This is a genomic window from Scandinavium sp. UTDF21-P1B (assembly GCF_040750395.1).
Taxonomy (GTDB): domain Bacteria; phylum Pseudomonadota; class Gammaproteobacteria; order Enterobacterales; family Enterobacteriaceae; genus Scandinavium.
Window position 1 is genome coordinate 26205 of record NZ_JBFLVD010000011.1, and the last position, 25591, is coordinate 51795.

The 25591-nt window shown below is 56.9% G+C and carries 20 protein-coding genes; 10 read left to right on the forward strand and 10 right to left on the reverse strand.

The window, feature by feature from the left end:
- Positions 1 to 88: 88 nt before the first annotated feature.
- The 4 genes from AB1287_RS06720 (at position 89) to AB1287_RS06735 (ending at position 4811) form a co-directional block, all read left to right on the forward strand.
- Positions 89 to 1126, forward strand: coding sequence for an aldo/keto reductase (locus tag AB1287_RS06720; protein WP_312627301.1), 1038 nt, complete (start codon positions 89 to 91; stop codon positions 1124 to 1126).
- A gap of 213 nt (positions 1127 to 1339) precedes the next feature.
- Positions 1340 to 2716 (forward strand): glycoside hydrolase family 1 protein, encoded by a 1377-nt coding sequence (locus AB1287_RS06725; protein ID WP_435617317.1) that lies wholly within the window; start codon positions 1340 to 1342, stop codon positions 2714 to 2716.
- Positions 2717 to 2764: 48 nt separating this feature from the next.
- Complete coding sequence (locus tag AB1287_RS06730; protein WP_435617318.1) at positions 2765 to 4084, forward strand: PTS sugar transporter subunit IIC; 1320 nt, start codon at positions 2765 to 2767, stop codon at positions 4082 to 4084.
- Positions 4085 to 4097: 13 nt separating this feature from the next.
- Positions 4098 to 4811, forward strand: a complete 714-nt coding sequence (locus AB1287_RS06735) for a GntR family transcriptional regulator (protein WP_435617319.1) — start codon at positions 4098 to 4100, stop codon at positions 4809 to 4811.
- Positions 4812 to 4919: 108 nt separating this feature from the next.
- Here the strand turns inward: AB1287_RS06735 and ldtB are convergent, their stop codons facing one another.
- Entirely contained in the window at positions 4920 to 5840 is a 921-nt protein-coding gene (gene ldtB, locus AB1287_RS06740) for a L,D-transpeptidase (protein ID WP_312628845.1), read from the reverse strand.
- 227 nt (positions 5841 to 6067) lie between these two features.
- On the opposite strand from ldtB, the gene AB1287_RS06745 reads away from it, so the two are divergent.
- Positions 6068 to 7663 (forward strand): ABC-F family ATPase, encoded by a 1596-nt coding sequence (locus tag AB1287_RS06745; RefSeq protein WP_312628846.1) that lies wholly within the window; start codon positions 6068 to 6070, stop codon positions 7661 to 7663.
- 290 nt (positions 7664 to 7953) lie between these two features.
- Positions 7954 to 8268 carry a hypothetical protein gene (locus AB1287_RS06750; protein WP_435617320.1) on the forward strand — a complete coding sequence of 105 codons (315 nt, stop codon included), beginning with the start codon at positions 7954 to 7956 and terminating at the stop codon, positions 8266 to 8268.
- A gap of 158 nt (positions 8269 to 8426) precedes the next feature.
- On the opposite strand, the gene AB1287_RS06755 is transcribed toward AB1287_RS06750, so the two are convergent.
- The 3 genes from AB1287_RS06755 to AB1287_RS06765 form a co-directional block, all read right to left on the reverse strand.
- Positions 8427 to 8672: a hypothetical protein gene (locus AB1287_RS06755; protein ID WP_312628849.1), complete on the reverse strand. Its 246-nt coding sequence runs from the start codon at positions 8670 to 8672 to the stop codon at positions 8427 to 8429.
- A 144-nt stretch (positions 8673 to 8816) separates the two neighbouring features.
- Entirely contained in the window at positions 8817 to 11183 is a 2367-nt protein-coding gene (locus AB1287_RS06760) for a TIM-barrel domain-containing protein (protein ID WP_435617321.1), read from the reverse strand.
- A 14-nt stretch (positions 11184 to 11197) separates the two neighbouring features.
- Positions 11198 to 12499: an MFS transporter gene (locus AB1287_RS06765; RefSeq protein ID WP_435617322.1), complete on the reverse strand. Its 1302-nt coding sequence runs from the start codon at positions 12497 to 12499 to the stop codon at positions 11198 to 11200.
- Positions 12500 to 12783: 284 nt separating this feature from the next.
- On the opposite strand from AB1287_RS06765, the gene AB1287_RS06770 reads away from it, so the two are divergent.
- The gene (locus tag AB1287_RS06770) at positions 12784 to 13875 is read left to right on the forward strand and encodes a LacI family DNA-binding transcriptional regulator (RefSeq protein ID WP_435617323.1); all 1092 of its coding nucleotides are present in this window, start codon (positions 12784 to 12786) and stop codon (positions 13873 to 13875) included.
- Here AB1287_RS06770 and AB1287_RS06775 read toward each other — a convergent pair.
- The 4 genes from AB1287_RS06775 to AB1287_RS06790 all read right to left on the reverse strand — a co-directional run bounded on the left by AB1287_RS06775 (position 13872) and on the right by AB1287_RS06790 (position 19711).
- Complete coding sequence (locus AB1287_RS06775; RefSeq protein WP_435617324.1) at positions 13872 to 15137, reverse strand: DUF1479 domain-containing protein; 1266 nt, start codon at positions 15135 to 15137, stop codon at positions 13872 to 13874. The genes AB1287_RS06770 and AB1287_RS06775 overlap by 4 nt on opposite strands.
- Positions 15138 to 15360: 223 nt before the next feature.
- Positions 15361 to 16170, reverse strand: a complete 810-nt coding sequence (locus AB1287_RS06780; RefSeq protein WP_435617325.1) for a Cof-type HAD-IIB family hydrolase — start codon at positions 16168 to 16170, stop codon at positions 15361 to 15363.
- A gap of 204 nt (positions 16171 to 16374) precedes the next feature.
- Positions 16375 to 18807, reverse strand: coding sequence for a formate C-acetyltransferase/glycerol dehydratase family glycyl radical enzyme (locus AB1287_RS06785; protein ID WP_435617326.1), 2433 nt, complete (start codon positions 18805 to 18807; stop codon positions 16375 to 16377).
- A 4-nt stretch (positions 18808 to 18811) separates the two neighbouring features.
- The gene (locus AB1287_RS06790; protein WP_435617327.1) at positions 18812 to 19711 is read right to left on the reverse strand and encodes a glycyl-radical enzyme activating protein; all 900 of its coding nucleotides are present in this window, start codon (positions 19709 to 19711) and stop codon (positions 18812 to 18814) included.
- 134 nt (positions 19712 to 19845) lie between these two features.
- On the opposite strand from AB1287_RS06790, the gene fsa reads away from it, so the two are divergent.
- A complete protein-coding gene (gene fsa / locus AB1287_RS06795) occupies positions 19846 to 20508 on the forward strand; it encodes a fructose-6-phosphate aldolase (RefSeq protein ID WP_435617328.1) in 663 nt (220 codons plus the stop codon).
- A 91-nt stretch (positions 20509 to 20599) separates the two neighbouring features.
- On the opposite strand, the gene moeB is transcribed toward fsa, so the two are convergent.
- A complete protein-coding gene (gene moeB / locus AB1287_RS06800) occupies positions 20600 to 21355 on the reverse strand; it encodes a molybdopterin-synthase adenylyltransferase MoeB (protein ID WP_435617329.1) in 756 nt (251 codons plus the stop codon).
- Entirely contained in the window at positions 21355 to 22590 is a 1236-nt protein-coding gene (gene moeA / locus AB1287_RS06805) for a molybdopterin molybdotransferase MoeA (RefSeq protein ID WP_435617330.1), read from the reverse strand. The genes moeB and moeA overlap by 1 nt, the downstream gene beginning before the upstream one ends.
- Positions 22591 to 22788: 198 nt before the next feature.
- On the opposite strand from moeA, the gene iaaA reads away from it, so the two are divergent.
- Together iaaA and gsiA are read left to right on the forward strand one after the other, a co-directional pair.
- On the forward strand, positions 22789 to 23727 hold the full coding sequence (gene iaaA, locus AB1287_RS06810; protein ID WP_435617331.1) for a beta-aspartyl-peptidase: 939 nt from the start codon (positions 22789 to 22791) through the stop codon (positions 23725 to 23727).
- Positions 23727 to 25583, forward strand: a complete 1857-nt coding sequence (gene gsiA / locus AB1287_RS06815) for a glutathione ABC transporter ATP-binding protein GsiA (protein WP_435617332.1) — start codon at positions 23727 to 23729, stop codon at positions 25581 to 25583. Before iaaA ends, gsiA begins: the two co-directional genes overlap by 1 nt.
- Positions 25584 to 25591: the final 8 nt, after the last annotated feature.

Genomic DNA, 25591 nt, shown 5'->3' on the forward strand with positions numbered 1-25591 from the left:
GAAATGCGCAGGATCGCCCCATTCGTAAACGCAGGAGTGTCGCTATAACTATTGAACACTCACCACGACATCCCTTGAGGAGAGAGTTATGCGTTACCAGAAATTAGGCAATACCGGTTTGTTTGTCTCTGAACTGTGCCTTGGCACCATGACGTTCGGCGGCGAAGGCGGCATGTGGGGCAAAATCGGCCAGCTGCAGCAGGCCGACGCCGAGCGGCTGGTGGGCAGCGCGCTGGATGCAGGCATCAACTTTATCGACACCGCCAACGTCTATTCGGAAGGGCGTTCGGAAGAGATAACCGGCCAGGCGCTGAAGAACCTGAAGGTGCCGCGTGAAAACGTCGTTGTGGCAACGAAGGTGTTTGGCGAAACCGGCACGGCGGGCGTGAACTCCCGTGGCAGCTCGCGCTATCACATCATCAATAGCGTAAAAGAGAGCCTGCGCCGCATGCAGCTCGATCATATCGATCTCTATCAGCTGCATGGTTTTGACCCGGCCACGCCGATAGAAGAAACGCTCTACGCGCTGGACAACCTTGTGCAGCACGGTCACGTGCGCTACATCGGCGTGTCGAACTGGTCGGCGTGGCAAATCATGAAGGCGCTGGGGATTTCCGACAGGCTTGGTCTGTCGCGCTTTGCCTCGTTGCAGGCCTATTACACCATTGCCGGGCGCGATCTTGAACGTGAACTGGTGCCGATGATGCAGAGTGAAGGCGTCGGATTGATGGTCTGGAGTCCGCTGGCGGGCGGATTCCTCAGCGGCAAATACGGTCGCGACGGGCAAAATGAAGCGGGCGGACGTCGGCTGGAGTTTGACTTCCCGCCGGTGGACAAAGCGCGCGGCTTCGACTGCATCGATGTGATGCGCAATATCGCCGAAGGTAAAGGCGTGTCGGTGGCGCAAATCGCGCTGGCGTGGCTGCTGCATCAGCCGGTGGTCAGCAGCGTGATCGTCGGCGCTAAACGCCCGGACCAGCTGGCGGATAACATTGCCGCGACGGAGATTCGCCTGACGGAAAGCGAGCTGAAGCAGCTGGATACGGTCAGCGCACTGCCGCGTGAATATCCGGGCTGGATGCTGGAGCGGCAAGGGGAGTACCGCCGTAATCAGCTGAAAGGCTAACCTCTCTGTTGCCGGACGGCAATTGCTTGCCCGTTCCGGAAACCCCAGGTTCGAACATTCACAGGCCGGATACGCATCAGCGCCATCCGGCTTTTTTACGCCCGTTTTCCAGCCCTGCTCACAAAAACAGCACAACCTTTTTGCCTGATTTGTCATTTCGCTCTATATGACTAGTCATTAAATTTAAATGACTAGTCATATAGACGGAGAGCGATGATGAAAACACTGCCGAAGGATTTTTTATGGGGCAACTCGGTATCCAGCATGCAGACCGAAGGCGCATGGAACGAAGGAGGGAAGGGCAAATCGGTCTATGACATTCGTGAGCCGAGTGAGTTTGCCTCTGACTGGAAAGTGGCAACGGATTCTTACCACCGCTTCGAGGAAGATTTTGATTTAATGCAGGATCTGGGCATGAACTGCTACCGCTTTCAGATAGCCTGGAGCCGAGTTTGCCCGATGGGCGACGGTGAGTTTAATCAGGAAGGCATCGACTTTTATCACCGCTTTATCGACGGCCTGATTGCCCGCGGCATCGAGCCGATGATTTGCCTCTACCATTTCGACATGCCGCTGGCGCTGGCCGAAGAGTACAACGGTTTTAACGATCGTCGGGTGATGGACGCCTTTGTTCGCTATGGGCAAAAGATGATCGACTGCTACGGCGACAAGGTGAAGTACTGGCTCACCTTTAACGAGCAGAATATTTTCCATATGCCGATCGCCTTCCGGATTTCAGGCTATATGCGCGGTGAGGAAACGCTCCGCGAGCTGTATGAAATCCAGCATCACACCATGGTTGCGCACGTGAAGCTGACGGCGTACCTGCACGAAACCAAACCGGGCAAGCTGATGGGCGGCATGCTGGCACACCAGCTGATCTATCCGGCGACCTGCAAACCGCGCGATATCTTTTGTGCCCAGCAGCATGATGAATTCCTCAACCAGAACCTGCTGCGCGTCTACGCGGGCCAGGGCTACAGCCCTGAAGTGATGGCGGTGGTGAAGCGTGAAGGCTTCGAAGACATCTATCGCGAAGAAGACCTGGCGCTGATTAACCGCAACAAAAATGACTACATGGCGTTCAGCTATTACGCCAGCCGTACGCTTGATACCGACCCGATTCCGGAAGGCACCGAGGTCAATTACTACCTGAAATACGGCGATAAGAACAACCCGTACCTGAAGGCCACCGAATGGAACTGGCAGATTGATCCGCTCGGTTTTCGCACCATCATCACCCAGTACTACAACAACTGGCGCATGCCGGTCTTCCCGATTGAAAACGGCATCGGCGTGATTGAAGAGTGGGATGGGAAAAACATGATTGCCGATGACTACCGTATCGCCTATCACCGCGACCATATCAACGCCATGAAAGAAGCGATATTTGAGGACGGTGCGGACGTCATTGGCTATCTCGGCTGGGGGCTTATCGACATTCTGAGCTCCCAGGGTGACATGCGTAAGCGCTATGGCGTGGTTTACGTCAACCGCGAAAATCACGATCTGAAAGATCTGAAGCGTGTGCCGAAGAAAAGCTACGCGTGGTTAAAACAGGCGATCCGTTCGAACGGCGAAGAGATGTAAGCGCTGTGCAAACCGGGTTACGAGTGAGTCAACAAAAGGTCTGTGCCAATGTCTGATAACGTATCAACCAGTATGCAGTCTTTTACCGATCGCTTCGTGGAGTTTTCGGCGCGTATCGCCAATCAGGTTCATCTGCGTTCGCTGCGTGACGCATTCGCCGGGATCATGCCGATTTTTATCCTGGCAGGGCTTGCTGTGTTGGTGAACAACGTGGTGTTTCCCTGGGTATTTGAGGGCGAAACCCTGGTGCGATTTAAAGTATGGGGCGATGCGATCATCAACGGGACGCTGAATATTGCCGCGTTGCTGATTGCCCCGATGATCGCATGGTCGTTGGCGCGCAATAAAAACTTTGGTAACCCGGTTTCAGCGGTGGTCATCGCGCTGTGCAGCTTCATTATTATGATGCCGATGCAGGTCGATTTGGTGCCCGTCGGCGGTAAGGCAACGGTGAGCCTGACGTCGGTGCTGACGTTTGCCAATATCGGCACTACCGGCATCTTCGCCGGCGTCATTATTGGCCTGCTGGCGACGGAGATTTTTATCCGTATCGCCCAGTTTAAGCGACTGGAGATCAACCTTGGAGCCAACGTACCTCCTGCGGTCAGCCAGTCTTTTTCATCGCTGCTGCCGACAATTCTGACGCTGTCGCTGTTTGCCGTTTTTGCCGCGTTGCTGAAAAACCTGCTGCACACCGATCTTATCCATCTGATTATCACGCTGATTCAGCAGCCGCTCAGGCTTATCAATACCAGCCTGCCGGGCACGCTGTTTATCTACAGCTTCGGCAACTTCCTGTTTACGCTGGGTATTCATCAGGCGGTGGTGAACAGCGTGATTCTGGAACCCTTCCTGCTGATCAACACCAACGAGAATATGCTGGCCTACGCCGCCGGACAGCCGATTCCGCACATCATCAACAATATTTTCGTGCCGACGTTCGGTATGGTTGGCGGCACCGGCAGCACGATTTCGCTGCTGATTGCCATCTTCCTGTTTTCGCGCCAGAAGGCGTCAAAACAGGTCGCGCGTCTGGCGATCACGCCCGGGCTGTTCAATATCAACGAGCCGGTGATTTTCGGCCTGCCAATCGTGTTTAATATTCCGCTGATGATTCCGTTCGTGCTGCTGCCCGCCATCGGCATTTTCTTTGCCTGGCTGTGTACGACGCTGGGATTAATGTCCCGCTGCGTGGTGATGATCCCCTGGACCACGCCGCCGGTCTTAAGCGCCTGGCTGGCAACCGCGGGCGACTGGCGAGCGGTGGTGGTTCAGTTGATAATCATCGTCTTTGGTGTATTCTTCTACCTGCCTTTCCTCAAGATTGCAGAGCGAGTGGCCTTAAAAAACAACGGGATAAATGAATAAATAAGGACGGGCTGTGGCGGCGAAATACCTTACTATCGCGCGGGAAATTAAGAAGCGCATTATCAGCCAGCGGTATCCCGCGAGCGCCCCGTTGCCCGACCAGTTTGCGCTAGCGGCAGAGTTCCAGACCAGCCGCATGACCATCCAGCAGGCGATGCGCCAGCTGATCGTTGAAGGGCTGATTTATACGCGCCAGGGGCAGGGAACCTTCGTGCGTAAGAACTTCCTCCAGCTTTCGCAGTGGGATCTGCCCGGCAGCGACTATTTTGGTGCCACCAAAACCTGGGAACATCTGGGCACGGTCAGTAGCCAGGTGGTGCGCTTCGAGCTGCGCTTCCCGACGGAAAAAGAGCAGAGCTCGCTGCTGATTAACGCCGATGCGCCGGTGTACGACTTCATTCGTTTGCGCCTGCTGAACGGCGAACCGATGTCGCTGGATGCGACGGTCATGCCGGTGAGCCTGGTGCCCGGTCTGAACAAAAGCCATCTCGAAAGCTCGGTATTTCAGTACGTCGAAACGCTTGGGCTGAAAATTATGGGTTCGTATCGCGTCGTGCGTGCCATCAAGCCCGGCGAGCTGGAGCAGCAGTATTTAGTTTGCGAGGCGGGCGATCCGGTGCTGGAAGTGGAGCAGGTTATCTACCTGGAAGACGGCACGCCGCTGGAGTATGCCCATTGTCATTATCGGTACGATCACGGCGGAATTGTGATTGTGAATAATGGCTGACAGGGCCTACGGGGTTACCGATTTGTAGGCCTGATAAGCGCAGCGCCATCAGGTAATAAAAAAGGCAGGTTTCGCAACCTGCTTTTTTTTGTCCTCAGCGCTGAAGGATCAGTTCAGGCGAACTGGCATCCCTGAGCGATCCTGAACGGCCTGGTCCACAACGGTGGAATCCACATCGCTCTGACCCGTCACTGCCTGCACGGATTTGGTCAGGGTGATTGGTACGACTTCACCGCCGTTGAACTGAGCGTCGGTGGTTGACAGCGGGTTGTGAACCTCAATGTAGCGGCTGCCGTCCGGCTCGGTGGTGGCTTTCACAGGCTCATCGATGAACTGCACGCGCGTCCCAACTGGCACGTTCTGGAACAGGAACTTGATGTCGTCGTTACGCAGACGCACGCAGCCGTGGCTCACGCGCAGGCCGATACCGAAGTTAGCATTGGTGCCGTGGATAGCATACAGACGACCGATATACAGGGCGTACAGACCCATCGGGTTGTCCGGACCTGCGGGAACAACGGCCGGCAGCGGTTCGCCTGCGGCAATATATTCCGCGTGCATTTTCGCAGTCGGCGTCCAGGTTGGGCCCGCTTTCTTACGTTCAACCTTGGTGGTCCAGTTAATTGGGGTATCTTTCCCCAGCTGGCCGATACCGATTGGCAGCACGATTACCGTGTTGGTGCCTTTCGGGTAGTAGTACAGACGCATTTCAGCGCTGTTAATCACGATGCCTTCATGTACCGTATCAGGCAGGATCAGCTGCTGAGGGATGTTCAACACCGTGCCACCTTTTGGCAGGTACACGTCGACGCCAGGGTTGGCTTCGGTCATGTTGGACAGACCCATCTGATACTGCGCAGCAAAATACTCAAGCGGCTGCTTGTTATCTTCCGGGATAGTGACCACCTGATTCTGGCCAATCAGACGGCTTCCGTCGGTTGGCAGAGGATAGGTCACAGCAGATGCAGTTTTGCAAAAGCCCATAACGGCAAAAGCTGCCGCGAAAAGCGTAGATAATTTCATTTTCATGTTGTGCGAAGTATCGATGCCAGCAGGCTGTTGTTGGAGAAAAGGAACCTTTAATGGGAGCGCATTATAGGTGCATTCCACGCCGCAGGGAAATCAGATGTGGACGAAATCACACTTTTTTCACCGTCTGGTTCCATGGTGACAGTGTAGCCCGTGCACGAGCAAGGCGATTTTTATTCGGATTTGTGGCAAAATAGGCCGTTTGTCACATCTTTCAGGATACGCCCGTGTTAGTTACCAGCAACGTCACTATGCAGTTCGGCAGTAAGCCGCTGTTCGAAAACATCTCCGTCAAATTTGGCGGCGGCAACCGTTACGGCCTGATTGGCGCCAACGGAAGCGGTAAATCCACCTTTATGAAAATTCTGGGGGGCGACCTGGAGCCGACCCTCGGCAACGTTTCGCTCGATCCTAATGAGCGCATCGGTAAGCTGCGCCAGGATCAGTTCGCCTTTGAAGAGTTCTCCGTGCTTGATACGGTGATCATGGGCCACGCCGAACTGTGGGAAGTGAAGCAGGAGCGCGATCGCATTTACGCGCTGCCGGAAATGAGCGAAGAAGAGGGCTACAAAGTGGCCGATCTTGAAGTCGCCTACGGCGAAATGGACGGCTACTCTGCCGAATCCCGCGCGGGTGAACTGCTGCTCGGCGTGGGTATTCCGCTGGAGCAGCACTACGGCCCGATGAGTGAAGTCGCACCCGGCTGGAAGCTGCGTGTGCTGCTGGCACAGGCGCTGTTCTCTAATCCGGATATCCTGCTGCTCGATGAACCGACGAACAACCTGGACATCGACACCATTCGCTGGCTGGAACAGACGCTCAACGAGCGCGACAGCACCATGGTTATCATTTCGCACGACCGTCACTTCCTGAATATGGTCTGCACCCACATGGCGGATCTGGACTACGGCGAACTGCGCGTTTATCCAGGCAACTACGATGAATATATGACGGCGGCCACTCAGGCCCGTGAGCGTCTGCTGGCCGATAACGCCAAGAAAAAAGCGCAGATTGCTGACCTGCAATCCTTCGTTAGCCGTTTCAGCGCCAACGCCTCTAAATCTCGTCAGGCAACCTCTCGTGCCCGCCAGATTGATAAGATCAAGCTGGAAGAAGTGAAAGCGTCCAGCCGCCAGAACCCGTTCATTCGCTTTGAGCAGGACAAGAAACTGTTCCGTAACGCGCTGGAAGTGGAAGCGCTCACCAAAGGGTTTGAAGACGGTCCTCTGTTCAAGAACTTCAATCTGCTGCTGGAAGTGGGCGAGAAGATTGCCATCATCGGTGCTAACGGCGTGGGTAAATCCACCATGCTGAAAACCCTGGTGGGTGAAGCTCAGCCGGACAGCGGGACGGTGAAATGGTCCGAAAACGCCAAAATTGGTTACTACGCGCAGGATCACGAGTACGAGTTCGAAAACGATCTCACCGTGTTTGAGTGGATGAGCCAGTGGAAGCAGGAAGGTGATGACGAGCAGGTGGTGCGCAGCTTCCTCGGCCGTCTGCTGTTCAGCCAGGACGACATCAAGAAGCCAGCGAAGGTGCTTTCCGGTGGTGAGAAAGGCCGTATGCTGTTCGGCAAGCTGATGATGGAAAAACCCAACATTCTGGTGATGGATGAACCGACCAACCACCTGGATATGGAATCCATCGAATCGCTGAACATGGCGCTGGAAATGTATCAGGGCACCCTGATTTTCGTCTCCCATGACCGTGAGTTCGTTTCTTCACTGGCGACCCGCGTAATCGAAATTACGCCAGAGCGCGTGATCGACTTCAGCGGCAACTACGAAGATTATCTGCGCAGTAAAGGCATCGACAACTGATTTCCCGTCGTCTTTCACGCTGCAACAGTGTTGGCTGCACCCGCGCACCCCGGTCACTTACTTTAGTAAGCTCCCGGGGATTTGCGGACTTGCCGCCTTGTTGCAGCGCGAAATCCATAGGGAAATATATTCACATTCTCGTGTGCATCTGCGTAACCGGGGTTTTCTCCCGCCCGACCGCCTTATTTTTAAACGCTTCCGCAACACCTTCGTAATCCCACGATCTCCCCATTATTTCTGCACAATTCTGTGAAGAAATAGCGACTGAATTTTCAGTGGCAGGAGGGGCTATGCGTGAGTTTTCTTTTTATTCCGGCGTATCAGAATCCGCTCTTTATCGTTATCACATTCGGGAAACCGGACAGGTTTATCACGTGACGATTTGCCTTCAGCAGGACGATGCCGAAGAGCAGATCATTGGCCACAAAGTGCTGCGTAATATCACTCGTCAGGACGTAATTCGCGAATGTGTCTCGCATTGCCGACGCCGAAGCGTGCAGGACAAATCCTGCGAGCGAACAGAGTGGCTAACCCGCCTGCGTAACTGGGCGCTATGCAGTCTTGCGGTAGTGGCATTTATCCGCCTGATGATGCTTCGGTCCTGACGGGAGAAGGCGATGCTGATTGTGCTGACGCTGACGCTGTACTGCGTGCTGATCGGATTTTTGATTGCGGCAATCTGACGAGAAAAGTGCCCGGTGACTCTGCGCGGGAATAGCGGTAGACCCGGCAAGGCGAAGCCGCCGCCGGGCATCCTGCAACATTAGTGGTGATGCGGAACGGGAAGCGGATAGCCGTTGCTGGTCGTTGCGGTACGGGTAAAGGTGCCTGGTGCATAAGCCTGAGCGATGTCGCCATCATTTTCATCGGCTGAAAAACGGCTCAGCGCGGTGGTTTTGACGGTTGTGGCTGACGCAGCGGCGGCTTCCGGGGACGGTTTTTCCTGAAAGGCCAGTGCGCTGGTGGAGCCAAGGGCAAGAACAACGGCGAAAGCGGTGAATATTTTCATTATGGATTGTCCGCAGATTAAGAGGCCCTTTGACATTATCCTGCGGCTGTAAAAAACGCCATGCGCTGTTACACGCATGACGCAGTTAGTTACAGCTGGACATTAATTTGTTCTGCCCTTCCAAAGGGAAAGGGCCGCCAGGCCTTACTTCAGGCACCACTCATCGCTGGCTTCGCCGTTAATCAGCAGCTGACGCTTCTCGCCCACAGGTAATGTCACCTTCAGCGCATTCCACGCCGGGCGGAAATCACCGCGCGGGTTCAGCTTCAGATTAATGGTGCTACCGGTGCATTCCATTTCCCACTCAAGCCACAGCGCTTTACCCTCTTTGTAGCCCCAGGTTTCGCCGTCATCTTCAAACAGCAAGCCGTGCTCTGACCCCACGCCCTTCAACGGGAACAGCTTCAGTTCGCGGTTGGTGTCGTCCTGCGGTTTCACATGCTTAATGCGATCGCTTAGCGGCAGACCGGCACCGGCGCGAACCAGCAGCGGCAGTTTTTCCAGCGGCGCATCGACGGTGATCCACTGGCCGCCGGAGAACCATTCGCCGGTGTAGAAATCGTACCAGCCCGTTTCGTTGGCTGGCAGCCAGACCGGGCGCTGACGCTGGCCCTGTTCCACCACGCTTGCCACCAGCAGATCGCGGCCCAGCAGGAAGTCATCGCACTCGGCGAAGGTCTGCTCGTCGTGTTCGTGATCGAGGAAAGTAGGGCGCAGCATCGGTTCATCGTCGGCGTGTGCCTGCCACAGCAGAGTGTAGAGATACGGCATCAGGCGGTAGCGCAGCTCAATCGCACCGCGAATGCATGGCGTGATCGCCGGGTACATCCACGGTTCGTTAACGGTATGGTCATCGTTCCAGGAGTGGATGGTAAAGCGCGGATGCATTACGCCGTTCTGCACCCAGCGGACGAACAGCTCTGCATCGGGCTTATCGCCGGAGAAACCGCCGACGTCGTGTCCGACGTTAAACAGCCCGGAGAGGCTCATACCCACGCCCATGCGGGTGTTATAGCGCAGGGTATCCCAGTTGGTGCGGTTATCACCGCTCCAGGTCTGCACGTAGCGCTGCATCCCGGCGCAGCCGGAGCGGGAAATCAGGTACGGGCGTTTTTCAGGTGCGAAACGCTGTTGCGCTTCCATGGAGGCGCGCATCATCAGCAGCGGCATGACCGGGCGAATGTGCTTAATGGCGATTTCCTGACCGAAGCCGAAGCAGCGCGCTTCGCCATCCCAGACTTCATATTCGTTGTTGTCGTTCCAGGTGGAGTCGATGCCCATCTCCAGCAGTTGGGTGGTCACGCCTTCCTGCCACCAGGCTATGGTCGCTGGATTGGTGAAGTCGAGGTGGGAACCTTCGTCATCCCAGAACACCGAGCGTTCCGGCGCGTTGGCTTCGGAATCACGCACGAACAGGCCTTTCTCCGCCACTTCGTTATAGCGTGGGTGATCCTGTAACAGGCACGGCTTGATATTGGCCGCAAGCTTCAGGCCTGCGTTGTGGAACGCCTGGCTCATCACCTTCGGCTGCGGCACTTTGTCGTAGTTCCAGTTAAACACGTAGCGTTTGCCGTTGATCGAGGTATAGCCGGACGAAAGCTGGAATGAATCGCAAGGGATGGCATGCTCGTCGCACAGGCGGATAAAGCTCATCAGCTGGTTCTGCGCGTCCGGCGCATCGGTGTAATGCATAGTTGAACCGCTGTAGCCGAGGCTCCATTTTGGCCCGAACAGTGTTTTGCCGGTCAGGCGTACAAAGGACTTGGTGATATCCAGCACGCGCTTGCCGGTGAACAGGTAGTAGTCGATATCACCCGCTTCGGCCTGCCAGCGGCGATAGGCGGTGTGATAGTTGTCGAGTTCGTTGCCCAGATCCAGCCAGCAGCTGCTCAGGTTATCGTAGAAAAGGCCGACGCTCACGTCATCCCGGCGGGTGATGGTGAACGGAATATGCTTATAGAGCGGGTCGGTGCTGACCGCGTTGTAGCCCATCGCGTCCAGGTTACGCATTTCATAGCGTTTACCGGTGCGCTGTAAATCACCCGCTTTTTCGCCAAGACCGTAGAAGCGCTCGTCCTTCTGACGCTTCAGGTAGTGCGCCACGCCGTCGCCATGGGCATTCACCAGATAGGCGCTGGTCGGACGGTCGCCGGTCAGATACTGCCACTCGCCCGCTTCATTTTTGTAGTGCCACTCCAGCCACAGCGGCTGATGGACGGTGACGCGCAGCTGTGAGGTGCTGATGGTGAGGCTGTCGTCTTTTTTCTCCAGCGTCCACGCAGGCAGACTGAATCCGGAGAGATCGTCGCGGGAACGACCTTCCCACGGCACGTCCTGGCCCGGCGCGATGCTCCAGGTTTTGTCCAGCGCCAGTTTACCCTGACGTTTAAGCAGCACGCGGAACAGATTTTCTTCCAGCATGTACAGGCAGAGCGTGTGCTGGCCGTCGACGGCCAGCTCGACGTGGTGGGCGGATTGTTTTTCGAAGGACCAGTGTTTAAGCGTTTTCATATCACAACCTATACTCAGGCGCGTTTAGCGCGACGTTCAGCAATAAATGCAACCAGGAAGACTGCGCCAATCAGGTCAAAGAAGCCCATGGCGATAAACAGCGGGTTGAAGCCAATCTTGTCGGCCGTTACCCCAATAATCAGAGAGAACAGGAAGCTTGCGATCCACGCCGCGGAGCCACGCATGCCGTTGACGGTCGCCATCTGGCCTTTGTCGAACGACTCGACCACCAGGGCGCTCAGCATGCAGGAGATTATCTGGTGGCCAAAGCCGCCGATGGAGATCAGCGCAATTGCCACATACGGGTTATTGGTGAAGGCCATTGCCGCCAGGGAGAGCATCAGGAACGCCCCGCTGACGGAAGAGGCCACAATAGAGTTCACGCGGGTGCAGCCGAACACGCGGACATAGAGTCGGGTGAGATAGCCACTCGCCACGCTGCCCAGATCGGCGGCGAGGAACGGCAGCCAGGCGAACAGTGCAATCTGCTTGAGCTCCATACCGTAGGCTTTGGCGAGGTACAGCGGTACCCAGAAGCTCATTACCGCCCAGGCCGGTTCCGCCATAAAGGCCGGGATGGCAATGCCGTAGAAACGTTTGTTCTTACCAATCGTGCGCAGCGCGGTGAAGAAGGGCAGCTTGACCGGTGGCGCTTCGTTATCCTGGTTGATGAAGGCCAGCTCTTCTTTGCTCAGGTTTGGGTGCTTATCAGGGTTGTGGTAGAACGCCCACCACAGAACCACCCACACCAGCGCCAGAAAACCGGTAAACATGAACGCGCCCTGCCAGCCGAAGGAGGCGTGGGCAAAGTAGATGATTGGCGGGGCCAGCATTGCACCAATGGAGAAACCGACGCCAGCCCAACCGGCGGCAATCGGGCGCTCAGATTTTGGGAACCATTCGCCGATGGTTTTCGCGTTCGCCGGCGTCGCAGCCGCTTCGGAGGCACCCATGCCAAAACGCAGCAGCGCCATATGCAGCCAGCTTCCTGCGCCCGCGTGGGCGATACAGGCAACGGCCCACAGAATCGCACAAATCATAAAGCCGAGTTTCAGGCCGATAACGTCAATCAGCCAGCCGCAAATTGGCTGGAAGATCGTATAGGCCAGCTGGAAGGCGCCAACGATCCAGGAGTACTGTGCGGTGGTAATGCCCAGTTCGGTTTTCAGCTCGGGCGCGAGAATGCCCAGTGAGTTGCGCGTGATGTAGTTTACGGTAACGCCCAGAAGGAAAAGCACCAGCACCCACCAGCGCAGGTTTTTCACTACGCGGCGCGATTTGCTGACCGTCATATCGTTATTAACACCTTGGCTCATAGAATTCTCCACAAGACGGTTTGTAGGGGGGAAGATGACCGACTCGATCCGTGAGTTGTCACACCAGTTTTCTATTTTCTTGAAATCTAATGGTTTTCTTTTGGTAAGCTCCCATGTAACTAGTATGGAAGTTGTCAGGCCAATTCAGGGTAAGGCAGAAAAATCGGCGCTGATAGCCTGATTTATGCAAGTTTTTTCATAAGATGGGAAAAACTTCCCGGTTAGTCACATTCACCCCTTTTTGGACAGGGTAAATTAACCATGAAAATTCTTTCATTTTCAAAATGGAGGTAGATCACAAATTGGATAAAAAGCTCAAAATCGCCGAAATTGCCGCCCGGACAGGCCTTTCCGGCAGCACCGTTTCCCGGGTGCTGGCGGGCAAAGCCAACACCAGTGAAAAGGCGCGAGAGCGGGTGCTTGCTTGTGCACGTGAGCTGGGCGTGATGGAAGGCATGGCCGCAGGCAGAATGTTGCTGAACAGCCTGATTGTCTTTGCGCCGCAGCGGGCGTTCGATGAGCGGTCCGACATCTTTTACTACCGCGTGATCCAGAGCATCAATAAAGCGCTGTCGCCGCATGAGGTGCGCCTTCGTTACTGCGCGCTGGAGGAAAACGACAGTGATGCCAACCTGTTTCTGGCGCGAATGAATGAGGCCGAAACCCAGGCGGCGATCCTGCTCGGTATCGACGATCCGCACATTCACGATCTGGCGGCGGATTTCGCCAGGCCCTGCGTGCTGATCAACTGTCGCGATGAGCGCATGCGTTTGCCGTCGATCGCGCCGGATCACCGCCTGATTGGCCAGTTTGCTGCCCGGTATCTGTTCGATATGGGTCACCGTTCGGTGGTGAACGTGATGTGCCTGCGCCGCTACACGATGGAGCTCAGATTGATGGGCATTCGTGAGGCGTGGAAGAACGGCAACCTCCGTTTTCAGGACGCCCGCGATTTGATAACCGTGCCGAGCTTCAGTGCAAAAGAAACAGAAGAGAAAGTGGGGGCCTGGCTGGGTGCCCTCGGCGGCAAGCCGCTGCCGACGGCGTTTCTGGTCGGTGGGGATTTTATGGCCGCAGGTACGATAAACGCGCTTCAGCAGCGTGGGCTACGGGTGCCGCAGGATGTGTCGGTGATGAGCATCGACGGTTTCAACCTGGCCGCGATTCAGGATGTGCCGCTGACGGCTATCCACGTGCCGCGTGATGAGCTGGGCGTAGAGGCTGTGCAGATGCTACAGCAGCGGCTGATTCGTCCTGAAGCACCGTGCGGTTCTCTTCTGCTGCATGGCCAGCTTGCCGTGAGGGAATCCGTCCGGCGGATACGTCCAGGAACGCGACGTACCGCCGTTGAACGGGAAGGGCTGTACGATGATTAAACAGGTATGCCCAAGGCGAGCTTTCCGTGAACGTTCAAATCGCTAAGCGTAAAACGATCTTCCCATGTTGTTTCATAATCCTCACGCGGGAAGTCGCCCGGCGAAGCGCCTTTTTCCAGCGCCGCTTTCACCTTCTGCGCATAGGCGAGGTTTTTCTCACACATTGGCGCTGCCGGAATGTACATCACGTTGCCCCAGCCCTGCTGATCGGTAACCGGGGCAACGGCGTGGATCACGTCGCAGTGCCACCAGACTGAATCGCCCGGCTCCAGCGCCGGAATGGAGGTCAGGGCTTTAACCAGCAGCGGATGCCACCGTTCAGAGATGGGCAGCACGCGGCCGGGTGCCACGCCGCAAAGTTCATCTTCGGGGACATCGTCAAGCAGCGGGCGCAGCAGCACGTAGGCCATGGCCTCCGGAATCGGCACGACGTGCAGCAGTCCTTGATCCAGAATCATTTCTGAAAGCGCCGTCCAGCCCTGGAAGGTGCGGAAAACAGAACATTTAGTGGTGTTATCCACCGTATACTCTTCCACTTCGGTGCGATGTGCCGCATCCCATGGGTCGAAATGCGTAAAGTCGCCATTGAACACGTTGGCGAAAACCTGCTGATAAGCAGGCAGCAGCCAGCGCTCCAGCGCCCCGGAATCGGTGTGTGCCCCAAGCCCTTTCGACGTGGTGCCAGGCGGGCGGCGGCGAATGCGATCCGGGTAAATGACGCTGACGTCCGGGTCGAACCACTGTTTACCTTCGCTTTCAAAGCGCCACAGGCGATTCAGGAATGACTGCACGGTCGCCATTTCCGGACTCTGCCGGGCCTGCATTTGCGCCTGCGACCAGTAGATCGGATAGATCTCCGGGCGTGAGGCCGTCAGGGTGCCGAAGAAGTTATCGCCCGGCCCTTTGTACACATCGTCAAAGTGGTTGCGATCGAGGTAGTCGAGCATTGAGCGGTCCCAGCCCAGCGCCTGCTCGCGCGGAAAATGTCCTTTGATCACCGCACAGCCTCTGCGCTTGATCTCCTCACGCTGGGCTTCAGTAATCTTGCCGGCGGCCAGGTCGCTATAAGCAATCACTGGCCAGACCGGTTTGCCGCTGGCCTTTAGCGCCTCGATCTGCGCCACGCGGGCTTCAATGTGGGCGGTGAGTTTGTCGAACACGCCCTGCACGTCACCAATCTGCGCACGCAGCGCTTGTTTCAATTCGCGTATAGCCGCTTTGTGATCGGCAGGCAGGGTTTCACTGGAACAGGTAAGCGTCATGATGGACCTCTCAATCTTTCATTCGAAGGTAATTTAACTTACATGTGATACTTTAAGTTAAAATTAGGTTAATGCAAGTTAAATAACTTGATGCTTCTCACGAACCGGAAAGGGTTTTGAAATGCCTGATGGCGCTGCGCTCATCAGGCCTGTGGAGTATCAGTGCATCAGGGTTTTGTCGGCCGGAAAAGGCCATGCCGCATCCGGCATGGCATAGAGGGGATCAGAAAGGAGAGGTGCCGTCCAGCACGGCCTGAATCACGTTCAGAGCACCGTCGTGGTTGTTATCGTCCGTCTGGTAACGGGCGATGGCTTTGATGCTGTCGGCGGCGTTGCTCATGGCGAAAGAGTATTTCACCAGCTGCAGCATTTCGGCATCGTTGCCGCTGTCGCCAATGCCCACGCACTCCTGCGGTGAGAGCTGCCAGTTTTTCAGCAGGCGGCTGATGCCGTTGGCCTTGTGCAGGCCCGGGATGATCAGATCCACAAAGCCAAAGCCGCTGGTGACGGGCTTCATTATGCCGTCGAGGGAGACGTGCAGGGCGTCAATCAGCTGCGGAATGTCGCTGTCGGGGAGATTCAGCGAGAACTTGAACAGCTTGTCGTCGATCTGCTGATAATCCGACACTGGCTTCAGGCGGTGATAGTGCTTCGACATCAGCTTCACAAAGGCTTCCGGCGCTTTGTCGCTGACGTACGCGCTTTCCAGCCCGCAGGCCACGAAGTTTAGCTGGGGATCTTTGAGCAGCTCGCCGATGACCACCTGAGACTCATGGCGCGTCAGCTCTCCGTGGAACAGCTCTTTGCCGTGCTGATACACCAAAGCGCCGTTTTCGGCGACGAAAGAAATTTGGTCACGAATTTCAGGGAAGAAGGAGATGAGCTGCCAGTACTGGTTGCCGCTTGCCACAACGAATTCAATACCACGTTGTTTAAGCTGCTGAAACTGCGCCAAAAAGCGTTCACGATGGTACTGCTTGGCATCATTAAGAAAAGTTCCGTCCATATCTGTGACGATAACTTTAACGGTCATACGAAGGCTCCTGGCGTTAACTGCGTTCAGGAGCATTCTAGTGATAATGTGACGGAAACCTCAAATTTATTTCATTCGTAAGTGAAGTGAGGCTTAAATGCCGGGTGGCAGCTTCGCCTTACCCGGCCTACTTTCGACCAACGTAGGCCCGGCAAGCGTAGCGCCGCCGGGCATTTAGCCCGCACGAAACCTGGTTTTTGAGCCTTAAAGCGTATGTTCAGTACGAGCGATAATATCGTCCTGAGCATCCGGCGACAGCGCGGTGAAGAATGCTGAATAGCCCGCCACGCGCACCACTAAATCACGATACTGGTCCGGGTGTTTCTTCGCCTCCAGCAGCGTTTCGCGCGACACGATGTTGTACTGAATGTGCCAGCCTTTGTGCTCTTCGAAGAAGGTGCGCAGCAGCACCATCAGCTTCTGGCGGTCAGAATCATTATCCAGCGTTGCCGGATTGAGCTTCTGGTTCAGCAGTACGCCGCCGAGAATTGCAGCGGTAGGCAGCTTGCCAACGGAACCGATCACCGCCGTTGGGCCGAGATGATCGGTGCCGGAAGCCGGGCTTGCGCCTTCCGCCAGCGGCGTATGCGCTTTGCGTCCGTCAGGGGTTGCCATGGTCGCCGCGCCAAACGGTACGTTTGCGGAAATGGAGGACGTCCCTGCGTAGTAGTCACCGCCAATCGGGCCGCGGCCGTGACGTGGGTTGTGGTACTGCTTCAGCTCGTCAATATAGGTCTGATAGGCACGAACCAGCAGGACATCTACGGTGTCATCGTCGTTACCGTATTTCGGCGCGCCGTTAATCAGACGCTGGCGCAGCTGTTCGTGGGTCAGGCCCTCGAAGTCGTCGGCAAGCGCGGCGGCAAGCTGCTGCTGCCCGATAGCCCCCTGCTCAAAGACCAGCTTTTTGACGGCGGCCAGGCTGTTGCCGAGGTTGGCAATCCCCACCTGCAAGCCCGACACCCAGTCATACTTTGCGCCACCTTGCTTAATGCTTTTCGCCCGTTCGATGCAGTCATCCACCAGCGCCGAACAGAGAATGTCATGCACGTTCTCTTCAAGCATGGTGTCGACAACGTACTCAATTTCAATGGACTTGCGGGTGTAGTAGCGAATCTGCGTATCCCAGGAGGCCATGATTTCATCGAAGGTGCTGAAATTGCCCTGCGACAGCGCCTTGCTCTGCGGCAGGAAGATTTCACCGCTGGTGGCATCGCGCCCGCCTTCCATCGCCGCCAGCATCACGCGGGCGAAGTTGATAAAGCTCATGCCGGTGCAGCGATAGCCCCATTTGCCGCCGACGGCGGTTTCAATGCAGCCGATAGCTGCATAGTCGTAAGCGTCCTGTTTTTCCACGCCGAGCTTAATGAATTCCGGAATGACGATTTCGTCGTTGTTAAAGGCAGGCATTCCGAAGCCGCAGCGGATCACCTGCACGCAGGCGTCGAGGAAGTCGTTGCTCATGCCCGCGTGGTAGCGCACGCTCAGATTTGGCTGGGTGGAGCGCAGACGACCGCAGGATTCCAGAATTGCATAAGAGAGCGGGTTGACCGCATCCATCGCTTCATCGTTCACCAGCTTCTGGCCGCCGATGGTGACGTTCTGATACAGCGGGCTGCCGGCGGACGCTTTTGAGTGCGAACCGGAACGGATTTTGTTCACTTCCAGCAGCTTCAGCCAGCAGGCGTGCAGCAGCTCAATGGCCTGTTCGCGCTGGAGAGAATGGTTCAGCTCCACGTCGCGGCGGTAGAACGGATACAGATACTGGTCCATGCGGCCAAAGGAAACTGAGTGACCGTTGGACTCAATTTGCAGGATAAGCTGAATGAAGTAGCTGAGCTGCAGCGCCTGCCAGAAGGTTTTTGGCGGTTCGTGGGCGATAACATCGCAGTTTTCCGCCATTGCCAGCAGCTCGTCGCGGCGCGCTTCACGGGATTCTTCCGCAGCCATTTTACGTGCCAGATCGGCAAAGCGCGTAATGTGCAGGCTGACCGCTTCCAGAACGATATCAATGCCTTTCAGGAACTGTTCGCCGTGCAAATCTTCCAGCACGGTCAGGTTAATGCGCGAGCGACGTTCGGCCACTTTTTCGCGCAGGCCATCCAGCCCTTTTTCCAGCAGCAGTGGGAAGTTCACCGCCAGGTGCGCATCGCCGGAGGTCATATTGCCCTCGGCTTTAATGATGCCCGCTGCCAGCAGCGCTTTCTGCTCGTCGGTGAACATGCCATAGCAGCGATCCTGCACGGTCTGACCGTTCCACCACGGGCAGATTTCATGCAGCACGCGCTTATTTTCTTCGCTCACCGCAAAGCCCGCGCCCGGACGGTCGGCAAGGTCGTCGATCTCTTTTTCAATCCAGCTGACGGTATATTCCGGGAATATCGGCGCGGCGCGCACTTCGCTGGCCTGGTTGCCGATGATCAGCTCATCGTGTTTGATCCAGATGGTGCGTTCCGCCAGATGGTGAGCCAGCGCCAGCGCACGGCGTACCGGAATCGGTTTATCCATATTCTGCTGGTAAACGGTGGTGTAATGACGGGCGCGCTCGGTGCAGACCGGCGGCTTAACGATGTGAATCAGTGCGTCTTTATGCGCCTTGATGCGGTCGGTCAGTTTATCAAGAATCAGAGTGGTCATCGTATTATCCTCGTAGGGTCGCAGTCAGCCCTTTTTCCCGGGCCGTTTGCTGGGCAAAATCCAGCAGTTCCGGGGCATCGAGCGGCTTGTCGGGAGCAGAGTAGGGTACGCCGAGCAGGCTGTACTTATTCATGCCGAGCGTGTGGTACGGTAAGAAGTGGATGTCGCTGACGTGGAGTTGGTCAGCGGCGAAGTCGGTTATGGCCTTGATTGAGGCTTCATCGGCGTTGAAACCCTGAATCAGCGGCACGCGAATGGTCATCTTTTTACCCGCTGCCGCGAGGCGCTTGAGGTTATCCATTACGCGTTTTGCGGAGCCGTCAGTCCATTGCCGGAACTTATCGGTATCAACATGCTTGAGGTCAGCAAGGAACAGATCGATATACGGCAGGGCAGGTTCGATGTATTTCCACGGTACGTGCAGGCAGGTTTCTACCGCCGTATGAATGCCCTGCTCGTGGCTGGTTTTCAGCAGCGAGAGCACCAGCTCCGGGTTCATAAAAGGTTCGCCGCCGGAGAGGGTCAGGCCGCCGCCGCTGCGATCGTAGAAAGGTTTGTCACGCAGCACGGTCGTCATAATGTCGTCCACGCTTTTGACTTCACCGCAGACGGTGAGCGCCTGAGTCGGGCAGCAGCCATTCAGCGCGTTCAACTGCGGCTGTTCAAGTCTTTCGCGATGAATAATGAGGCCATTCAGCGTACGTCCGATAACGCCGGGGGCAGCCTGCTGGCAGAGATCGCAGCCGTCGAGGCACAGACGCGCATCAAACAGCAGATCCTGCGTGCGGGCACGGCTTTCCGGGTTCTGACACCAGCGGCAGCCGAGCGAGCAACCTTTCATAAAGACAACGGTGCGAATACCGGGGCCATCATGGGTCGAGTAGCGCTGAATGTTGAAGATCATAATTCGCCTCTTTGCTTTCGTATAAAGATTAAATAACTTTCGAATGAAAGTGATTTTGACGTGAATCAACAAAGCGCGCGGTTGCGGCGTGGTAGTCTTAAAGCATGCAGAACCTCACATTTTAAGGAACCGGTATGGAACTCTATCTGGATACATCTGATGTTGCCGCGGTCAAAAAGCTGGCGCGCGTTTTCCCACTGGCGGGCGTGACAACGAATCCGAGCATTGTGGCGGCAGGCAAAAAGCCGCTCGAAACGCTGCTGCCTGAATTGCAGGACGCGCTCGGCGGGCAGGGGCGTTTATTCGCCCAGGTGATGGCGAACACGGCTGAAGGAATGGTGAGCGATGCGCGTAAGCTGCGCAGCATCATCGCCGATCTGGTGGTTAAAGTACCGGTAACGGCCGAAGGTTTAGCGGCAATTAAGATGCTGAAAGCCGAAGGGATCCCGACGCTCGGTACGGCGGTTTACGGCGCAGCGCAGGGGATGCTGGCGGCGCTGGCTGGTGCTGAGTATGTGGCACCTTATGTGAACCGCATTGATGCGCAGGGCGGCAGCGGTATTCGTAGCGTGGAAGAGTTACAGCAGCTGCTGGAACTGCATGCCCCGGAATCAAAAGTGCTGGCCGCGAGCTTCAAAACGCCGCGTCAGGCGCTGGACTGTCTGCTGGTGGGCTGTCAGTCCATCACGCTGCCGCTGGACGTTGCTCAGCAGTTTATCGCCTCACCGGCGGTGGATGCCGCTATCGACAAGTTTGAACAGGACTGGATGGGGGCGTTTGGGCGGTCTTCTCTGTAAAAATTGCCCGGTGGCGGCTTTGCCTTACCGGGCCTACAGACTGTCTGGGATCTCGTAGGCCCGGTAAGCGTAGCGCCACCGGGCAACAATCTCACGTGCGACTACAAACCTCACACCCTGCAAACCGCATCAGCTTCATCTCCCGGAACTGGCAGGTCATCGCATCGTACATCACGATTTTTCCGGCGGCGGGTGTGCCATACGCCGTCAGCAGCTTGATGGCCTCCATCGCCTGAAGGGAGCCGATAACGCCGACCAGCGGGGCCATTACGCCCGCTTCCACACAGGTGAGGGCGTTTTCGCCGAACAGGCGGCTCAGGCAGCGATAACAGGGTTCATCCGGCTGATAGGTAAACACGCTGATTTGCCCTTCCATGCGAATGGCGGCGCCGGACACCAGCGGCGTTTTATGCGTAAAACAGCCTGCGTTGAGCTGATTGCGGATCGCCACGTTATCGGTGCAGTCGAGCACCAGATCGTGCGCGGCAATTTGCTCACGTAAAGCAGCTTCATCAAGCTGAGCGTCGATACAGGTGAACTGCACGTGCGGGTTGATGCGTTCAAGCGCCTCGCGGGCCGAAATCACCTTCGGCTGGTCGATTGTCGCATCGCTGTGCAGCGTCTGGCGTTGCAGATTTGAAAGCGACACCGTATCGAAATCGAGCAGCGTCATCTGCCCGACGCCCGCCGCTACCAGATACTGCGCAGCCGCGCAGCCGAGGCCGCCAAGCCCGACGACCAGCACTCGCGAAGCTTTCAGCTTCTCCTGACCGTCAAAGTCGAAACCACGAAGCACAATTTGCCGGTTGTAGCGCAGCGTCTCCGCATCGCTCAGCTCCACGCTCATTACAGCCCTCCGAACAGCGCGTTAAACGGCTCCACGTCAACCCATTCTCCGGCTTCAACGTGGCCGCGGTCGCGCTCAAGCACGATGAAGCAGTTGCCCTGACTGAAGGAGCTGAAGATATGCGAACCCTGATGGCCGGTGGTCGCTACGGTCAAATCGCCGTTCTCATCGCGCGTCAGCACGCCACGCTGGAAGTCGAGGCGGCCCGGCGATTTTTTCAGGCGCGTTGAGGTGCGAACGCGCAGACGTGGCGGCAGGCCTGAAGCGGGATTACCGCCCAGTTTTGCCAGCAGCGGCTGCACCAGCTGATAGAACGTCAGCGCCGCAGAGACAGGATTGCCCGGCAGGCCACAGAACCAGCTGTGGCTCAGTTTACCGAAGGCAAAGGGTTTGCCGGGCTTGATGGCAAGCTTCCAGAAGGCGATTTCACCAAGCTCATCAAGAATAGTTTTGGTGTAATCCGCTTCGCCCACGGAGACGCCGCCTGAGCTGATAACCACGTCCGCTTTGCTGTCGGCTTCGATAAACGCCGCCCGCAGCTTGTTCTGATCGTCCGGAATAATCCCGAGGTTGATCACTTCGCAGCCGAGCTGTTCCAGCATCAGATGAACGGCAAGGCGGTTAGTGTCATAAATTTGCCCCGCAGCCAGCGGCTCACCGGGTAATTTAAGCTCATCGCCGGTGGAGAACACTGCCACGCGCACTTTGCGTACCACGTCTACATTGGCGATACCCAATGACGCTAACACGGGGAGTTCGGCAACTGTCAGGCGCGTACCACGCGGGAATACTGCATGGCCTGCGCGAATATCTTCCCCGCACAGGCGAATGTTCTGGCCAGCTTTGACGCTGGCGGTGAAACGCACGCCGTCGTCGGTCTGTTCGGTTTCTTCCTGCATCACCACGGCCTCACAGCCTGGCGGCACCGGCGCACCGGTCATGATCCGCACGCAGGTGCCCGCAGGCCATTCGCCTTCGAAGGGCTGTCCGGCAAAGGCTTTTCCGGCGACTCTCAGCGGCTTGCCTTCGGCCAGATCGGCCAGACGTACGGCGTAGCCGTCCATCGCTGAGTTATCAAAGCCCGGGACGTCGAGCGGCGACGCCACATCTTCGGCGGTAATACGGCCGAAAGCTTGCACCAGCGGCAGCGTTTCGGTGGCGTTCAGCGGGGAAATACGGTCCAGCATCTCGTTAAGCGCCACGTCGAGCGGCATGAGTCCGGCGTTAAAATCCATTACTACACTCCTGCGACAAATCGTCTGATGCGCCCATTATGGCAGAAAAGCGCGCCGGACTGTACGGTGATGGTCAGCAGGCCTTTACAGCACCGACGACGCTTTCTATATTCAAAAATCATATAAAATAATCGTCAATATGATGATATTTATACCCTAAATAGAAAAAGCATTCCGTCAGATGAAGGGAAGGGCGCAATGAGTAACGCAGTGATCGCCATTCATGGCGGTGCCGGGGCCATTTCCCGTGCCAGCCTGTCGCCAGAGCGCGAGAAAGAGTATGTAGAAGCGCTCGCTTTCATCGTGGAAACGGGCCAGCACATGCTGGAGCAGGGCGCAAGCGCGCTGGACGTAGTCACCGAAGCCGTTCGCCTGCTTGAAGAGTGTCCGCTGTTTAACGCCGGGATTGGGGCCGTATTCACCGCCGATGAAACCCACGAACTGGATGCCTGCGTGATGGATGGCTATTCGCTGCACGCCGGAGCGGTGGCTGGCGTGAAGCACCTGCGCAATCCTGTGCTTGCCGCCCGCCTGGTGCTGGAACAGAGTCCGCATGTTTTGCTGATGGGGGAAGGCGCCGAGCGTTTTGCCGCGGATCGCGGTATGGCGCGCGTCAACAACGATCTGTTTTCTACACCTGAACGGCTGGCGCAGCTGCGTCAGGCCCAGGCGGCGGGGGAAACGCAGCTCGATCACAGCGCCGCGCCGCTTGATGAACAAACTAAAATGGGCACCGTCGGCGCGGTAGCGCGCGATCTGGCGGGGAATCTGGCTGCCGCGACCTCCACCGGCGGCATGACCAACAAACTGCCGGGGCGCGTAGGCGACAGCCCGCTGCCCGGCGCGGGTTGCTATGCCAACAACGCCAGCGTTGCGGTCTCCTGCACCGGGACGGGTGAAGTCTTTATGCGCACTTTGGCGGCCTACGACATCTCCGCCTTGATGGAATACAGCGATTTAAGCCTTCATGACGCCTGCGAGCGCGTGGTGATGGAAAAACTGCCTGCGCTCGGCGGCAGCGGTGGCCTGATTGCCGTTGACCGCGAAGGCAACGTGGCGCTGCCGTTTAACAGCGAAGGGATGTACCGCGCTTACGCTTATGCGGGCGATACCTCAAGCGTGGGGATTTACCGCTGATGAATCATGCTCATGAAATCGACGCCAGCGACGTGCTGGTGGTTCGCGACCTCAACATCGCTTTTGAGCAGGAGCAGCAAACCGTTCAGGCGGTGAAGCACCTCTCCTTCAGCCTTAAACGCGGCGAGACGCTGGCCATCGTTGGGGAGTCCGGCTCGGGAAAATCCGTCACCGCGCTGGCGCTGATGCGTCTGCTGGAGCAGTCCGGCGGACGCGTTAAAAGCCAGTCTATGCTGCTTCGGCGGCGCAGCCGCGACGTGATTGAGGTGACCCAACAAAGCGCCTCACAGATGCGTCACGTGCGAGGTGCGGATGTGGCGATGATTTTTCAGGAGCCGATGACGTCGCTGAACCCGGTGTTTACCGTGGGGGAGCAGATTGCCGAATCAATCCGACTGCATCAGGGACTCGGGCGCGAGGAGGCGCTGAAAGCCGCCAAAAAGATGCTCGACCAGGTTCGTATTCCGGAGGCGGAAACCATCTTAAAACGCTATCCGCACCAGCTTTCTGGCGGCATGCGTCAGCGCGTGATGATTGCCATGGCGTTGTCCTGTCGCCCGGCGGTGCTGATTGCCGATGAGCCAACTACGGCGCTGGATGTCACCATCCAGGCGCAGATCCTCCAGCTGATTGACGTCCTGCAAAAAGAGATGGCTATGGGGGTCATCTTTATCACTCACGATATGGGCGTGGTGGCGGACATCGCCGATCGCGTGCTGGTGATGTATCAGGGCGAGGCGGTTGAAACCGGCAGCGTGGAGCAGATATTCAGCGCACCGCAGCACCCGTACACGAAGGCGCTGCTGGCAGCCGTACCGACCCTGGGCTCGATGAGCGGCACCGATTTGCCGCGGCGTTTTCCTTTGCCGAATGCGCCCATTGTGAAAGGGGAGCAGGATACAGTTGTCCCTGGCGAACCGATTTTACAGGTACGCGATCTGGTTACCCGCTTCCCGCTGCGCAGCGGCTTACTGAACCGCGTGACCCGTGAAGTGCACGCAGTGGAAAAGGTCAGTTTTGACCTTTGGCCCGGTGAGACGCTGGCGCTGGTGGGGGAATCCGGATCGGGAAAATCCACCACCGGACGTGCGCTGCTGCGGCTCGTGGAGTCACAAAGCGGCAGCATCACTTTTAACGGGCAGCGGATAGACCAGCTTGCCGATAGCCAGCTTCAGCCGCTGCGGCGGGATATTCAGTTTATTTTTCAGGATCCGTTTGCCTCTCTCGATCCGCGTCAGACCGTGGGCTATTCGATTCTGGAGCCGCTGCTCGTGCACCGCATGATGTCGGACGAAGATGCCCGTCGCCGTGTCGCATGGTTGCTTGAGCGCGTCGGACTGCTGCCGGAGCATGCGTGGCGTTATCCGCATGAGTTTTCCGGCGGCCAACGGCAGCGAATTTGTATCGCGCGTGCGCTGGCGCTGAACCCGAAGGTGGTGATTGCCGACGAAGCGGTGTCGGCGCTTGATGTCTCTATTCGCGCGCAGATCATTAATCTGCTGCTCGATTTGCAGCGCGAAATGGGTATCGCTTACCTGTTTATTTCTCACGATATGGCGGTGGTCGAGCGAATCAGTCATCGCGTGGCGGTGATGTATCGCGGGCGAATTGTGGAAATGGGTCCGCGCCGCTCTGTGTTTGAAAATCCACAGCATCCTTATACCCGTAAGCTTATGGCAGCCGTACCGGTTGCCGATCCGGCTCATCGTCGGCCGCAGCGCGTACTGCTGTCAGATGAACTGCCGGGTAATATTTATCCGCGCGGCGTGGAGCAGGCCAGCGCGCCGCTGGTTCAGGTGAGCCCCGGCCACTTTGTCGCCCGGGATGATGCCCCCAGCGCGCTTGCGCGTCTATAACCTCAGGA

What these genes read in the sequence shown, in the direction of transcription:
- iaaA (WP_435617331.1), top strand. Translation starts at nt 22,789, where the DNA reads ATGAGTAACGCAGTGATCGCCATTCATGGCGGTGCCGGGGCCATTTCC.
- AB1287_RS06775 (WP_435617324.1), bottom strand. Translation starts at nt 15,137, where the DNA reads ATGACGCTTACCTGTTCCAGTGAAACCCTGCCTGCCGATCACAAAGCG.
- AB1287_RS06760 (WP_435617321.1), bottom strand. Translation starts at nt 11,183, where the DNA reads ATGAAAACGCTTAAACACTGGTCCTTCGAAAAACAATCCGCCCACCAC.
- AB1287_RS06765 (WP_435617322.1), bottom strand. Translation starts at nt 12,499, where the DNA reads ATGAGCCAAGGTGTTAATAACGATATGACGGTCAGCAAATCGCGCCGC.
- ldtB (WP_312628845.1), bottom strand. Translation starts at nt 5,840, where the DNA reads ATGAAAATGAAATTATCTACGCTTTTCGCGGCAGCTTTTGCCGTTATG.
- AB1287_RS06780 (WP_435617325.1), bottom strand. Translation starts at nt 16,170, where the DNA reads ATGACCGTTAAAGTTATCGTCACAGATATGGACGGAACTTTTCTTAAT.
- AB1287_RS06785 (WP_435617326.1), bottom strand. Translation starts at nt 18,807, where the DNA reads ATGACCACTCTGATTCTTGATAAACTGACCGACCGCATCAAGGCGCAT.
- fsa (WP_435617328.1), top strand. Translation starts at nt 19,846, where the DNA reads ATGGAACTCTATCTGGATACATCTGATGTTGCCGCGGTCAAAAAGCTG.
- AB1287_RS06755 (WP_312628849.1), bottom strand. Translation starts at nt 8,672, where the DNA reads ATGAAAATATTCACCGCTTTCGCCGTTGTTCTTGCCCTTGGCTCCACC.
- AB1287_RS06750 (WP_435617320.1), top strand. Translation starts at nt 7,954, where the DNA reads ATGCGTGAGTTTTCTTTTTATTCCGGCGTATCAGAATCCGCTCTTTAT.
- AB1287_RS06720 (WP_312627301.1), top strand. Translation starts at nt 89, where the DNA reads ATGCGTTACCAGAAATTAGGCAATACCGGTTTGTTTGTCTCTGAACTG.
- AB1287_RS06790 (WP_435617327.1), bottom strand. Translation starts at nt 19,711, where the DNA reads ATGATCTTCAACATTCAGCGCTACTCGACCCATGATGGCCCCGGTATT.
- moeA (WP_435617330.1), bottom strand. Translation starts at nt 22,590, where the DNA reads ATGGATTTTAACGCCGGACTCATGCCGCTCGACGTGGCGCTTAACGAG.
- AB1287_RS06730 (WP_435617318.1), top strand. Translation starts at nt 2,765, where the DNA reads ATGTCTGATAACGTATCAACCAGTATGCAGTCTTTTACCGATCGCTTC.
- AB1287_RS06725 (WP_435617317.1), top strand. Translation starts at nt 1,340, where the DNA reads ATGATGAAAACACTGCCGAAGGATTTTTTATGGGGCAACTCGGTATCC.
- AB1287_RS06770 (WP_435617323.1), top strand. Translation starts at nt 12,784, where the DNA reads ATGGAGGTAGATCACAAATTGGATAAAAAGCTCAAAATCGCCGAAATT.
- gsiA (WP_435617332.1), top strand. Translation starts at nt 23,727, where the DNA reads ATGAATCATGCTCATGAAATCGACGCCAGCGACGTGCTGGTGGTTCGC.
- moeB (WP_435617329.1), bottom strand. Translation starts at nt 21,355, where the DNA reads ATGAGCGTGGAGCTGAGCGATGCGGAGACGCTGCGCTACAACCGGCAA.